Here is a 15,059-nt window from a genome sequence, read left to right on the forward strand (position 1 = left end):
ATAAAGTAGACTTAGCTTCAGATGGGGTTTTAACTCATCTGAGGGTTAGTCATCGGATAAACAGTTTTTTACAAGGGCTTCGCTATAAAAAGTAAAAAACCTCCTGTTTTTATAATGAGAGTGGAAAATAGTGAAGGCTAAATAATTTTCTAATAAAAAAGCAGGTTGCAAATATACAGCAACCTACTCTAGATATACTAATTAGCGTTGGCCAGGTATTCCTGACTAAGCAGACGTTTAATACTAATATTTTTTGTTGTACTAAGATCAAGAATTGTACCGGTATGCGTTTTAACAATAGGTTGGTCCAACCGATTCTGATTAAAGAAAATAACTTGGCCAGTACGGCCGTCGCTAAGTAATACGGGTGAATTGGTGAGACAGTCGCGTACATGCCGGATAAACGGCTGGCAGACTCCCTGATCAAGTTTGTCGAATAAGGTTTTGGCCATATGCTCTAGCACGGGGAAAGGGTTTGAGTGCTCGCCGTCATAAGCGTGCTGGTGGAATATGTCGGCGACGGCAATAATCCGGGCAAAGAGGTGAATTTTATCACCTTTCGATCCTAAAGGAAAGCCGCTTCCGTCCATCAGTTCGTGATGTTGTAAAACGCCCAGCAGCACTTCCTGTGGTAGAGAAGACACATGCTGGAGTAATTTACCGCCATGAATTACATGAGCCTTGGGCTCGTGTTCCGAATCTTTGGCGATAACTAATTTGCCGATGTCATGTAAAAGGCCAGCTAAAATTAGTACTTTTATTTGGTCATCAGAAAACTTGAGTTTCCGACCAATAATACTGCTGATGAAAGCTACCATAACAGAGTGACGGGTAACTTTGTCAGCCAGGTTATAATCGCTCACCAGCAGATAATCCATAATGGCTGGGCCTGTAGACAATACGGTTGAGTAAATACCAAAAGAGGTGTCTTTAAGTTCTTGTACGGGAATGTTATTTGTATTGCGGATGAAGTCAAAGGATTGAACCGCAGTTGTTATCAGACCATCGTATTCTTTAAAGAAGTTAGAAAACTCGTTAGATAGGATTGATTGGCCGGCAGCCGGCTGTTCTTGTTGGCTTTCAGCCGAAGAAATTTCAGCTTCGTCATTTACAAAAACGTGGCAGACGTTCCAAAGTAATAAAAGTGAAATCGTTCGCGGGGCGATTACAACATCTTTTCCTAGTAAAACTTTACCGCTGGCCGACAGCACCGGTTCACCAATAACCATACCAGGAACCAAATCTTTGACGGCTAACATTTTAGTGGACACAATACCAACTCCTTTTTGCCATGTAAGAAAATGTTGGCAGAATTAGTATACATTGGATTTTAAGGAATTTCAATCAGGCTAAAGTCCCATAAATTGGTTACATAAAAAGCAATTAAATTTTATGGAAGACGTCAAAATCATTACTAATGTTTCTGGTTTTACAGAAAAAGGGACTGCCTTACTATGAGGCAATCCCTTTTTTACGTATACTATACTAATGCAACACTCAGGTCAGAACCATTTTGAAATGTAATTACCGGGCAAGCCCTTTTAGTCTGCACATGGTATTAACTACTGAAAAAATTAAAACTTTGGCCAAGCTAGCGGTTGTCCTGTCTTGATCGAACCTTGGCGAGACTTCGGCAATATCAAAGCCAATAACCTTTTCTGAGCGCAGGATGTGCTTGAGATATTTCAAAACATCTTCAGGATGAAGACCCAGCGGTTGAGCGGCACTAACCCCCGGTGCGAAAGCCGTAGAAAAAACGTCAGCACACACAGTAAGGTAAATATGTTTAGTTGATTTCATGAACTCATCCAGTTTTTCGATGACATTCCAGTCCCCTTTTACGGTAACTTCTTCGGCCGGTATATAAACTACACCATAGTGGTCGGCAGTCTTAAAAAGTTCGAGCGTATTACTATACCGCTGAATGCCAATACACAAATAGCGGAATTCCTGCTCGGAATTAACAGCTTCCTCTGCAATTTGCCGAAACATCGTTCCAGAACTGCTGCCATTGGTAAAGGGACGGAGATCAAAGTGAGCGTCAAAATTAACAATGCCAATATCTGACGTTTGGTCATTATCTACCATAAAAGCCTGTTGCCCATGGTAATGACCCAAGGCCAGTTCGTGACCGCCTCCCAGTACCAAAGGGAAAAATCCTAATTTACGGATTATGGTTACGGCACTGGCCAAGGTGGCCTGGCTTTCCTCCATGTTGCCATCAGTACAAATAATATTACCGCCATCAAACAACAAGACGTCTGGAGTAAATGTACAGGGAAGATTGGCAAGCTCATGCCGGATGGCATTAGGCCCGTTAGCGGCTCCAATCCGACCCTGATTGCGTCTAATACCTTCATCACAACAAAAACCGATAAGAACGAAACCTAACTTACCCTTAAAAGTCAAAGTATCTGCACTGTTTAAATTGATTTCGCGCACCCACTGGTGCCAACGGAAGGCATCATAGTTATCGGTACTGTCAACTCGTCCTGCCCATAGTGCCATATCTGCTGGTACATATCTATTGTTCAACATTTTCATCCAACCTTTGTAGAAATTTTTACTGTACGCTAAAGGACTGAAACCCATTGTAATGAGTTCAGTCCTTTAGCAAAAATCAACAGCCAAACATCTTGTTGGCGACTACTAACAGTCCCGGTGAAGGTGCTCATCCTGGTGACAATATGTCATTTACCGGAGGTTTTCTTCCAGTACTTGCTTACGGTCAAAGCCTTCAAACCGCAGGTAGAAATCGGCAGTGTCAATAAGTGCCTGCAACGGTACCATGCCGACAATCTCACTGCCAATAACATTCACACCATAACGGGCTGCTTCGGATTTTACAGTCTCAAATACCCGGTGCAGCGGTGTGCCGGTATAATCCACCATATTGATGGTGACTTGAGCCATGTTTCGGTCTTCAATCATAACCCCCATAGCACGGCAATATTTATAGCCGCCTTTGGCTTCACGAATGCTTGTGGCAATTTTCTTAGCTATCGAAACATCACTTGTACTTAAGTTGATATTATAAGCGATTAAAAACTGTCGTGCACCAACAACAGTAGCACCTGCCGACGGCATGCGGGCCGGACCGTAATCAGGCTTGCGCTCCGGCGTGGCAATGGCTGTTTTTAACCCTTCATATTCGCCTTTGCGGACATCAGGCAGCTTGACGCGTGCCGGGGTTTTGGCAGCTGCTTCATACATATATACGGGAATGTTGAGTTTTTCGCCAATTTCCCGGCCAAGTTCGTTGGCAAGCTCGACGCATTCTTCCATGGTAATGTCACTTACCGGAATGAACGGAATGACGTCGGTGGCACCAATACGGGGATGCTCGCCTTTGTGCTGCTCCAGATCAATTAGTTCTGCCGCTTTTGCACAGGCTTTAAAGGCGGCCTGCTTGGCTGCCTGGGGTTCGCCGACGAAAGTAACTACAGTACGGTTGTGACTGGCGTCGGAGTTAACATTAAGCAGTGAGACGCCCGGTACATTTTTTACTTCATTAACAATAGCCGCAATTACTTCCGGCCGTTGTCCTTCACTAAAATTGGGGACACATTCTACTAATTTACCCATGTTTATTAATCCTCCAGTACTCCTGACTACTTACTTTTACTAAATACAACTTGTCCTTTTTTTATAACTTTATCCACAATATTCATGCCGGCGTTGTAAACCAGGAATAAATGCGATGGATAGTCAAGAATGATGATATCGGCCTGTTTGCCACGCTCAAGGCTGCCAATTTTGTCTTGTCTGCCTACCGCGGCCGCACCATTACAAGTTAATGCTGTTACGATCTCAGCCGCAGTCATTTTAAGCTGAATGGCTGCCAGTGCGATAACCATTGGTATCGATTGTGTAAAACAGCTGCCTGGGTTAAAATCTGTAGCTAACGCGACAGGCACACCGCTGTCAATCATCGTTCTGGCCCGGGCGTAAGATTCTCTTAAGCAAAAGGCTGTAGCCGGTAATACGGTAGCAACAACGCCATTTTCCGCCAGTGCGGCAATACCGGCATCGGTTGCCTGCAGTAAATGGTCAGCGGAAACGGCTTTCAATTCTCCGGCTAATTCTGCTCCGCCTAAAGCAACAATTTCATCTGCATGCAATTTGGCTTTCATGCCAAGGTTCTGAGCAGCTTGCAGAAGCTTGCGGGACTGGTCGATTGAAAAGACTCCCTGTTCGCAAAATACATCACAGAACTCAGCAATACCCTGTTTGGTCACGGCAGGCAAAACCTGATTGATTATATATTCAACATATTCATCAGTTTTACCTTTGTAATCAGGTGGTACCGCATGGGCACCGAGGAAGGTAGGTACAATTTCTACAGGCTGCTCTTGATTCAGTTCACCCATAACCGATAATTGTCTGAGTTCGGTATCACAATCTAAGCCATAGCCGCTTTTGCCTTCTACGGTGGTTACGCCCATAGAGAGCATTTCGGCAAGGCGTTTAGCTGCTGATTGTTTTAATTCTGCTGCAGCGGCAGCGCGGGTGGCTTGCACGGTACTCAAAATACCGCCACCCCGCGATAAAATTTCCAAATACGGAGTTCCGTTTAAGCGCCAGAAAAACTCCTCCGGCCGGTAACCGCCAAATACAAAATGAGTATGAGAATCAACAAACCCCGGCAGTACGCAGCGGCCACCGGCATCGATTACTGTATATTGTGTTTCATCAATTGCCGGCAGCTCAGCCGTAGCACCGGCCCAGGTTATAATACCGTTTTCAGCTAGTAACGCTCCGTCTGGAATGATGTTCAAATCATTCATTGAGGCCCCTTTTTTAGGGGCCTGCCCGGCACAGGTTACCAGTTCGGAGGCGTGCTTAATTAATATTTTAGCGTTGGAAGCTTGCTCAAAACCTGCTGGTGTCAAAGCAATACCATCCTTTCCTGACAAACACTATTTCTTACATGCGGCAGCTACTGTCCGATCAATTAAGGCTTCATCAACAATATAGGGCATTGTTGCATGCGCTCTGCCAGCATATTGTTTATTAAACTCAATCATTGTGGTTATTGAATTATCGTTTCGCGCCCATGACCGGCGAGCAACACCGCCGATAACATCCCATAACATTGCCGAGTTTAGAATGGCATCCACGCGGCTGCTGCCGTCCAGAACCATACCAAATCCACCATTAATTGATTTGCCAATACCGACGCCGCCGCCGTTATGCAGCGCAATTAGGCTCATGCCCCGGGCTGCGTTACCGGCGAAACATTGTACGGCCATGTCAGCCATTACGTTACTACCGTCTTTAATGTTAGCAGTTTCCCGGAAAGGTGAATCTGTTCCGCTGACGTCATGATGGTCACGACCTAGCATAACAGGGCCAATTTCGCCATTGCGAACCATTTCGTTAAATTTCAAGGCAATTCTTTTGCGGCCTTCGGCGTCCTGATATAAAATACGCGCTTGGGTGCCGACAACCAGTTTATTTTCTTCGGCATCTCTAATCCAAATATAATTATCCCGGTCTTGTCCGCGGCGGTTAGGATCAATGCACGCCATGGCAGCGTGGTCAGTCTTATATAAATCTTCCGGATTGCCGCTTAAGCAGACCCAACGGAACGGTCCATAGCCATAGTCAAATAATTCAGGTCCCATAATATCTTCAACATAGGACGGGAAGATAAAGCCGTCTTTTTCATCATGACCGTTTTTGGCAATTTCTTTAACGCCGGCGTCATAAATAGCTTTCATGAAAGAGTTGCCGTAGTCAAAGAAATAGGTGCCGCGCTCAACCAAGATTTTGATAAGCTCATAGTGCCGCCGCAAACTTTGGTTAACCATTTGATGGAATTTATCTCTGTCGGAGGCCAGCATTTCGGTACGTTCGGCAAAGTTCAGTCCTTGTGGGCAATAGCCGCCGTCATAAGCTACATGACAGGAAGTTTGGTCTGACAACAGCGGAATATGTTTATTATTTTTAACTGCATATTCCAGTACATCAACTATATTGCCGTGGTAGGCAATGGAAACTGATTTCTGTGCGGCCTGATATTCTTCCACCCATTTGAATACTTCGTCAAGATTGTCGCTGACTTTGCTGACCCAGCCCTGATCGAGGCGGGTTTTTATCCGGGAATAGTCTACTTCGGCAATAATGCCAACGCCGCCGGCGATTTCAATTGCTTTAGGCTGTGCACCGCTCATACCGCCAAGGCCTGACGATACAAATAAAGTCCCTTTTAAATCCTGATCAACAGGGATGCCCAATTTTAGCCGGCCTGCTGTTAACAATGTGTTAAAGGTGCCATGGACAATTCCTTGTGGACCAATATACATCCAGCCGCCTGCTGTCATTTGTCCATAGTTAGCTACGCCCATTTGTTCGGCAATTTCCCAGTCGTCTTGATTATCAAACATGCCGATCATTAATGCGTTTGTAATAATAACCCTTGGTGCTTCCGGACGTGAAGGAAACAATCCGAGAGGATGACCAGACTCAAGTACCAGTGTCTGATCCTGGGTCATAACTTCCAGATACTTTTTAATTAATTGATATTGGAGCCAGTTTTGACATACACTGCCGGTTTCTCCGTAAGTAACTAATTCGTATGGATACAAGGCAACCTCGTGATCCAAGTTATTATCAATCATAACTTGGAAGGCCCTGCCTTCGATACATTTGCTCTTGTATTGATCAATTGGTTTGCCGTAAATCTGCTCTTTTGGCATATATCGATAGGCGTAAATACGGCCATAGGTCTTAAGCTCTTCCATGAACTCCGGTGCTAATGTCTCGTGCAGTTCTTCCGGAACATACCGTAGTGCATTTTTTAATGCTACTTTAGTTTGTTCAGGAGTAAGACGAAACCCCCGATTTGCGGCTCTGCGCACACCTTCTTTAAAAACGGGTGGTTCTGGCAATACGTTATCAAGTTTAATCGTCATAGCTTGCGCGACTTCGGCATTTAGTTTAAGCATATTTCTCTCCCTTTCTTTATAAGCCTAAGTTTATAATAAAGCCTCCAAGTCAAAACATCGTCGAATTAGCATAGTGTAAAGTTTTAGGCGTTATTCACGCCTATAAAAAATGGATAGTGACGCGCCGGCAGCGACTTCCCAGCAGCCGAAGTTACTGTCATCTAGATATTAACCAGCACCATAAGATAAATAGCCCTGCCTTAAGAGCAAGACAGGGCTTATTTCCGATTATAGTTTTTTCGACGTTTTTTAAATGCGCAGCTATCTATCGTCAATTATGGGTTCTAAGCATTTGCAGAGAGGTCTGGTACCATCTCGTCTAAAGCTTGCCTGTCTAAAACCCTGCCTGCCTTAATAAAAGCGGTGCTTGCCTGTTCATAGTATTCCAAAACCGGCAGCGTCAAATAATCACTAAAGATGTCGGCTACAACGGGATTTTTTTCCATGGACTGTCTGATTTTTGTCTTTGTTTGCAGTATTAGGCCATTTTGATAATGATCGTGATACCTGTCTAGAAATTCGTCGGCTTTGCTCAAATACATTCGGCCTTCATGACAACGATTTTCCTGGACGGCAATGATGGCCAGTACGCAGTACAATGTACAATAACTTCGCGAGCACCAATATCCCCGGTAATCGCCAAAACCGTCACCAACCGCCAGCGCTTCGGCCAAGTATTGCCGGGCCTTGTCACTATCCCCTAATTTAAAGGCGGTATAGCCGGCATTGATGTAAAACACGGCAACACCTTCACTAATCCTTTTATGGCCGGCGATTCTGACTGCTTGCTCATAATAATTTAGTGCTTCCTTTAAATTCAGTGAATCCCGGCGTAAATTGCCAATGTAATTATAACTGGCGGCGATGTTTAAAATATAACAGTTGTTTTGTATATCCAATTTTTTAAACAGCCCAATTGACTGACGATAATATTGTTCTGCTTGCTCCGGATTACCTTCTAAAGCCGAAGCAATTCCCAAAAAGCGTAAGGCGGCGGCCTTTTTTTCCAGCAAATCCGCTTGTTCTGCAACCTGCAGCAGTTTTTCAGCAAACTTTTTAATAATACTTGGTTTACTAACCTGAATACCTAAAAAAATCATCTGCTGATAACCCTTAACAATATAGTCTTGAAGCTGTATAGTGGAAGCTAAACGCAATAATTTATGAATCATTTTTATGCCGGATACATGTTCGCCGCGCCAAATATAATGGCGCCCCATCATTTCCCAGTATGCTATTTGGTAAACAGCTACCTGTCCGTCATCAAAATTATCTGTTGTCATAAGTGTTAGCAACTCGGCGATTTTCTCCAGATAATCCATAGTTTGCCGGCGGCTTTCTCTAAAGTTGTTATACCCGGCTGGGTAACTGTCATTAAGTTCAGGAAACAGTTCATACTGCGGGCAGAAATATTTTTCAGCCAATTTTACAGTATACTCAAGAACCTTGATTTTTTCATCCGCTTGCGTGTAATGGTACAAAATTGCCTCATAAATATCTTTGGCTTGTAATCCGCTGCGGAGTTGACCTTCCAGTTCCAAGCCGACCCATTTATGAAGCAGTTTTTGTCTGGTTGTTGACATTTGCTGATATACGAAGCTCCGAATTTGCAAATTATAAAACGCATAGATAAGTCCGTGCTTAGCGGAGTTATCTGTTCTTGCGATCAACTTTTTCGTCTCTAATTCTTCAATCGCTTCCACTAATGCAAATTCATCCATCTTGGATATAGCTAATAGTTCATTATAACTCGAATATTTAAAAAATACCGATGCTACCTCAAGTATTTTACGGGCATTATCGGATAGAGTGCCAATCCGCTCTTTTAGAACACTTTGTAAACGAAGAGAGCCGCTGCCCAATTCTTGTCCTGATTCTAAAAGACGTAAGCATTCCAGTAAAAACAAAGCATTTCCGCCAGTATATTCGTACAATTTTTGCTGCAGTTCCACATTGTTTGTATTGGCAGGTAATTTTACTTCTAGTAATTTGGCTACATCTTCAAAGCTGAACCGCTCAATTATAAACTTTTCAATCATGGCATCCCGTTCAAAATCCCACAGCATTTTTTCGATATGTCCGATATATTCACTGTGACACATCGCAATGCATAAGATCTTGACTCCATGAACACGCAGCACTTGATGTAATACTGCCAGACTCTGGCCATCCAGCCAATGAATATCATCAAAGACAATGATAAGCCGCCGCTGCTTGGCTAGTCGGCCTAAGACCCCGCACATAATTTCCTCGACCATAGTCGGGTTAAATTCATAGGCCACCATAACCGATTCCTGCTCGGCAGGAACTTCACTTGTTTCCAGTGCCGGAAAGATATACGACATAACTTTATGCCATAATGGAGGAATCGTAATCTTTTCTTGTGCTAACAGGTTCATTACCTGTAAAAAAATACTGCTCCAGGCTTTATAGGCATAACCGGATTCGGCTTGATAACACTGTGTTCTCAAAATACTATAATCATCTGCCGGCAGGTTTTCAAACAAATGCTCGACAATCGCTGTTTTGCCAACCCCTTGTTCTCCTTGCAGCAAAATCATTTGATGATTATGGCGCTTTAAACAGAAGTAATCAACAGCGGTACGCAACACCTGCAATTCTTTGTATCTGCCAAAAAACCAGTTGTCCTTGGAAGTATCGGGGGTTACCGTTTTAGCCGTTCTTTTTTCTCTCACTCGTTTGTATATTTCCTGGGTTTTACTACTGGGTGACAAGTTTAAATCTTTCGTTAATTTTTTTTCGAGTTCATGGTAAATTTCAATTACTTTATAAAAGGCTTCTTCCCGTTCGTAAATTTTCATTAGTAAACGGTAAGCACCCTCGTTATATTCGTCAAGTTTGATTAACTGCTTAATATTTGTTTTAGCAGCAGTATAACTTTTGTCGTTAATAAGCTTAATAATGTTTTTGGTAAGCCGGGTTTTCACTTTTTCTTTAAACTGTTCCCGTTCTTCGATAACCCATTCATCAAAGGCATCTGTATTTTTGCAGTAAAATCCGTCTAAAAAATCTCCGTGATATCTACCAAGGAAATCTTGTATCTCCAGTGTATTGAATACTTCTACATCCGTTCTGTCAATAAGACTGGGATTTATGGCAATCGTCGTCCGAGTTGGTGTAATAAACAAATCAGTCGATAGAGTCTTCTTAATTAAATAGATAGTATTACGCAGATTTTTTTTTGCAATAACATCATCCATATCGCCCCAGAATACTGTTGCTAATTTTTCCCGGGTGGCTTCGCCAACAACCAGAAGATAATATAGCATAGCTTCCATCTTAGCGAAGGGAAAATTAATTTTTTGATCATTCCAATAAATAGCCGGAGTACCGAACATGATCACACGTAATTTGTCCATAAACTCAACTCCATAAAAATGATCGATCTGTATTTTATCCTATAAAAATGCCATTTTGACTTATCGTAAGGGGAGTTTGACTTTCAGCCGTAAACAGGTTAGGTGCAAACTATGTTTTCCTTTTCATAATACCACATACCACTTTTTTAGACAAAAAAGTATAAAATAAAATATGTATTAATCATCTTACGGTTAAGTGTAGTAGTTGCAACAAAGCAATGGCTTGAGTTTTGCCTAATAAAAATCTTTAACGTCAATAAAAAACAGGTTGGATATGCCCAGCCCATTTTTTATTAACAACAATCGACGTTTTTTAGACAGTTTTGGATTATACTTAGTTCATAAAAAAACAAACACGTTAAAATGATGATCTTGTACGTCTTCTAAAGGAGGGATGCTGCAAAAAAAGAATTCATTATTTTCATAAAACAGTACCAAGTTATGCTCAAAATGATTGCAATATTATGAAAAAGGAGTGAAAATGGTGGCACAAGAAAATGAAGGTTTAATTGAAACACGTTCTATTGATATGGTTCCTGACCATGAAAGACATGGCACTCCATTCAGTCAGTTCACACTCTGGTTTGGCGCAAATATTCAAATTACGGCAGTTGTGGATGGTGCTTTGGCTGTAGTCTTTGGTGCCGATGCTCTGTGGGCTTTTATCGGCTTACTTGTCGGCAATATTTTTGGTGGTGCGGTTATGGCTCTCCACTCTGCGCAAGGACCGCGTTTGGGTTTGCCGCAAATGATTTCCAGTCGTGCTCAATTTGGCGTCCTCGGTGCAATCTTACCTCTTATCTTAGCCGTAGTTATGTATCTCGGTTTTGCTACCACCAGTACAGTTCTTTCCGGACAGGCTATAAACCTCATTATCGGTGTTCAAAATCCGATTGTGGGTATCGTTATCTTTGGAAGCATTACCTTACTGATATCACTTCTGGGGTACAAATATATTCATGCTCTGGGTAGACTTGCTACCATCACCGGGATTATCGGTTTTACCTATCTTATGATTATGGCATTTATAAAATTTCCTGTTGCGTCCTTATTTGGTGTAAAGCCTTTCGAATTGACTACCTTTCTCTTGGCCGTTGCTCTTTCGGCAGGCTGGCAGCTCACTTTCGGACCTTATGTCGCAGACTACAGCCGTTATTTGCCGCGCAACACCTCCCAGTCGTCCACATTCTGGAATACATTTTTGGGAAGCGTTATCGGCACCCAATGGGCCATGACACTTGGCGTCATTATTACGGCAGCCAGCTTTGCTGGATATGGCGGAAGCTTCCTGAAAAATCAGGTAGGCTATTTGGGTGAACTGGCAGGAGGCGGAATTATTGCTATCTTGATCTACCTGGCTATCATCACCAGCAAACTAACAGTCAATACGCTTAATGCCTACGGTTCTTTCATGTCAATGTTGACAATCACTACAGCGCTTAGTGGTAAAAATACTGCATCGAAAACCCAGCGTACTCTTTTCATAATAGCCATGCTCACAGCTACGGTCTGTATTGCTATCTTTGCTAGCAAAGATTTACTTAATCTCTTTAAAAACTTCGTCTTGCTTATACTGTCGGTGTTTACACCGTGGAGTTCTGTTAATCTTATTGACTATTATTGGATTTCAAAAGAAAAAATTGATATTCCTGCTTTATATGATCCAGACGGTCGCTATGGGAGATGGAACGCACCTGCTCTTGTCTCCTATATCACTGGTGTACTGGTCCAAATCCCGTTTTTGGCTACAGCCATGTACACAGGTCCGATTACCAAGATGTTAGGTGGTACTGATATTTCCTGGATTGTTGGCTTACTTGTTACTGCCGCCCTTTATTATCCTTGGGCAAAACGGTGTAACGTAGCTCCTGATGATATGATTTATCCTGAAGAATGTGTTGCAGCTACAATCGAGAAGGAATAGTTAATACTAGTTATAACGAGCCAGCATTTCATTTTATGCTGGCTCGTTTTTTGTAACAAATACAAGGTGCTGTCTCAAAGCGGATCAAACCTACTTTAGAGACAGCACTTATATAATGGGGGGGGAGCAGAATTACATTCAGCCGTTGTTTACTGCTAGCTGTAGTTTGCCTCCGGCGGCGCTTATCCGAACTTTGCTGCCTTCCGGTACTTCGCCGCGGATAATCATTTTGCTAAGCTCTGTTTCTACTAAACGGCTGATAAGGCGTTTAAGGGGTCTGGCCCCAAATTGCGGATCATAGCCTTCCTGGGCAAGCAGGTCGAGAGCTTTGTCATCCCATTCCAGGCCGATTGCAAGTTGTTTTTGCAGGCGTTTATTCAAGTTTTCCAGCATTATGGCAGCAATGGCGCCCACTTGTTTGGCGGTAAGCGCATTAAATACGATAATATCATCAATACGATTCAAAAATTCGGGGCGGAAATGCAGTTTCAAGAGCTCCAGCACCCGTTCACTGGCAACAGAAAATTCGTTATTCAGAATTTCGTGGGAGCCAAGATTGGAGGTCATAATAATGACAGTGTTTTTAAAATCTACAGTACGGCCTTTGCTGTCTGTTAGGCGCCCGTCATCAAGAATTTGCAGCAGCACGTTGAATACGTCGTTATGGGCTTTTTCCACCTCATCCAGCAGGATAACGCTATAGGGGCGGCGACGGACGGCTTCCGTTAGTTGACCGCCTTCCTCATAGCCGACATAGCCGGGTGGTGCGCCGATAAGACGAGCCACCGCGTGTTTTTCCATGTACTCGCTCATATCCAGTCTAATCATGCTGCGTTCGTCATCAAACAGTACTTCCGCCAGGGTCTTGGCCAGTTCGGTTTTGCCTACCCCGGTAGGACCAAGGAAGATGAAGGAGCCAATCGGGCGGTTGGGGTCTTTAATGCCGGCGCGGGCCCGGATTATGGCTTCACTGATGGCAGTGACGGCGGCATCTTGCCCAATTACCCGCTGGTGTAGGATGGATTCTAAATTCACTAGTTTTTCCCGTTCTCCGGTCATAAGCTTAGTGACAGGAACGCCTGTCCAGCGGCTGACTACTTTGGCAATATCGTCTTCATCCACTTCTTCTTTTAGCATAGTTTTGTGAGAGCGGTTATAGGTTAGTTGTTCTTCTTCCGTCTTGAGCTTTTTCTCTAGCTCGGGCAAGCGGCCATACTTAAGCTCAGCCAGCCGGTTCAAGTCATAAGCCCGTTCGGCTGCCTCCATCTGGGTGCGGGTGGCTTCAATTTCTTCCTTAAGGTTCCGCAGGCGGACAATTGCTTGTTTTTCCAACTGCCATTGCGCTTTTAACGCATCAGCCTGTTCTTTAAGCCCGGCAAGTTCCTGGCGTATACGCTCAAGACGATCTTTGGAAGCATGGTCTGTTTCTTTTTTTAGAGCTTGTTCCTCAATTTCTAGCTGCATGATGCGGCGGAGTGCTTCATCAAGCTCGCTGGGCATGGAGTCAATTTCGGTACGCAGCTTGGCTGCGGCTTCGTCGACCAAATCAATGGCTTTATCCGGCAGAAACCGGTCGGAAATATAGCGGTCTGATAAAACGGCTGCAGCTACCAGGGCGGCGTCTTTTATTTTTACACCATGGTGTACTTCGTAACGTTCCCTTAGGCCGCGTAATATGGAAATTGTGTCTTCGGTGTTAGGTTGGTTAACCATAACCGGTTGAAACCGGCGTTCTAAGGCAGTATCTTTTTCGATGTGTTTGCGGTATTCGTTCAGTGTAGTAGCGCCAATACATCTGAGTTCACCACGTGCCAGCATGGGTTTCAATATATTTCCGGCATCCATAGCGCCTTCGGCGGCTCCGGCGCCGACTACAGTATGCAATTCATCAATAAAAAGAACGATTTTTCCTTCGGATTTGGCAATCTCGGATAACACTGTTTTTAGGCGTTCTTCAAACTCGCCGCGGAATTTGGCGCCGGCTACCATAGAACCGAGGTCAAGGGAGTAGACCGTTTTGTTTTTCAGATTTTCTGGTACGTCGCCGGCAATGATACGTCTGGCCAGTCCCTCCACAATTGCCGTCTTGCCGACACCGGGTTCGCCGATAAGTACGGGATTATTCTTTGTGCGGCGGGACAGGATTTCAACAACCCGGCGGATTTCTTCGTCCCGGCCGATAACCGGGTCAAGTTTTCCCTGACGAGCCAGTTCGGTTAAGTCGCGGCCGTATTTGTTAAGAGCCTGTAGATTTTCGTCCGGATTATCGCTCGTAATTGTCTGCCCGCGCCGGAACTCGGAAATCGCCTCTTGAATCCGGCTTTTGGTCAGGCCGAAGTCACGGCAGGCCGCCACCAGGTCGCTGTCACCATCTTCGGCAATTGCCATAAGTAAGTGTTCCACACTGATATATTCGTCTTTCATAGTATTAGCGTGTTTTTCAGCTAAGGCCAATACCCGCATCATAGCAGTATTCATTCTGAGACCGCTGTCTTGGCCGCGCACAGAGGGCAGAGCGGCTACTAGCTGTTCCAGTTTTGCTGTCAGCAGACGGACATCTACCTGCAGCTTAGACAAGAGAAAGGCCATAATTCCCTCGGCATCTTTAACAAGTGCCAAGGCTAAATGTTTGGCAGTTAATTCCTGATTGTAATTGAGGGCGGCTAATTGCTGCGCAGTCTGCAAAGCAGCTAAGACTTTTTGTGTATATTTTTCATTATGCATGATGGTACCTCCTAAAATATGAAAGATACTGGGATATAATATGATGATTTTTATAATTTAATAGTAGCAGAAAGCGGTAAT

General features: G+C 43.9%; 8 protein-coding genes. 1 reads left to right on the top strand and 7 read right to left on the bottom strand.

What is annotated here, in order from left to right; translation table 11 throughout:
- Positions 1 to 197: 197 nt before the first annotated feature.
- The 6 genes from SRRS_RS00350 to SRRS_RS00375 form a co-directional block, all read right to left on the bottom strand.
- Entirely contained in the window at positions 198 to 1,271 is a 1,074-nt protein-coding gene (locus SRRS_RS00350; protein ID WP_371365180.1) for an HD-GYP domain-containing protein, read from the bottom strand.
- Between the two features lie 253 nt (positions 1,272 to 1,524).
- Positions 1,525 to 2,538 carry a formimidoylglutamase gene (hutG, locus tag SRRS_RS00355; RefSeq protein ID WP_371365182.1) on the bottom strand — a complete coding sequence of 338 codons (1,014 nt, stop codon included), beginning with the start codon at positions 2,536 to 2,538 and terminating at the stop codon, positions 1,525 to 1,527.
- A 156-nt stretch (positions 2,539 to 2,694) separates the two neighbouring features.
- Positions 2,695 to 3,585, bottom strand: a complete 891-nt coding sequence (gene ftcD / locus SRRS_RS00360; RefSeq protein WP_371365184.1) for a glutamate formimidoyltransferase — start codon at positions 3,583 to 3,585, stop codon at positions 2,695 to 2,697.
- A 26-nt stretch (positions 3,586 to 3,611) separates the two neighbouring features.
- The gene (gene hutI, locus SRRS_RS00365) at positions 3,612 to 4,892 is read right to left on the bottom strand and encodes an imidazolonepropionase (RefSeq protein ID WP_371365186.1); all 1,281 of its coding nucleotides are present in this window, start codon (positions 4,890 to 4,892) and stop codon (positions 3,612 to 3,614) included.
- Positions 4,893 to 4,919: 27 nt separating this feature from the next.
- The gene (locus SRRS_RS00370) at positions 4,920 to 6,950 is read right to left on the bottom strand and encodes a urocanate hydratase (RefSeq protein ID WP_371365188.1); all 2,031 of its coding nucleotides are present in this window, start codon (positions 6,948 to 6,950) and stop codon (positions 4,920 to 4,922) included.
- Positions 6,951 to 7,234: 284 nt separating this feature from the next.
- The gene (locus SRRS_RS00375; RefSeq protein ID WP_371365189.1) at positions 7,235 to 10,330 is read right to left on the bottom strand and encodes an AAA family ATPase; all 3,096 of its coding nucleotides are present in this window, start codon (positions 10,328 to 10,330) and stop codon (positions 7,235 to 7,237) included.
- Positions 10,331 to 10,811: 481 nt separating this feature from the next.
- Between SRRS_RS00375 and SRRS_RS00380 the strand changes: the two genes are divergently transcribed.
- A complete protein-coding gene (locus SRRS_RS00380) occupies positions 10,812 to 12,254 on the top strand; it encodes a cytosine permease (protein ID WP_371365191.1) in 1,443 nt (480 codons plus the stop codon).
- Between the two features lie 138 nt (positions 12,255 to 12,392).
- On the opposite strand, the gene clpB is transcribed toward SRRS_RS00380, so the two are convergent.
- Positions 12,393 to 14,978 carry an ATP-dependent chaperone ClpB gene (gene clpB, locus SRRS_RS00385; RefSeq protein ID WP_371365193.1) on the bottom strand — a complete coding sequence of 862 codons (2,586 nt, stop codon included), beginning with the start codon at positions 14,976 to 14,978 and terminating at the stop codon, positions 12,393 to 12,395.
- Between the last annotated feature and the right edge of the window lie 81 nt (positions 14,979 to 15,059).

The sequence above is a fragment of the Sporomusa rhizae genome, from assembly GCF_041428845.1.
GTDB lineage: Bacteria > Bacillota > Negativicutes > Sporomusales > Sporomusaceae > Sporomusa > Sporomusa rhizae.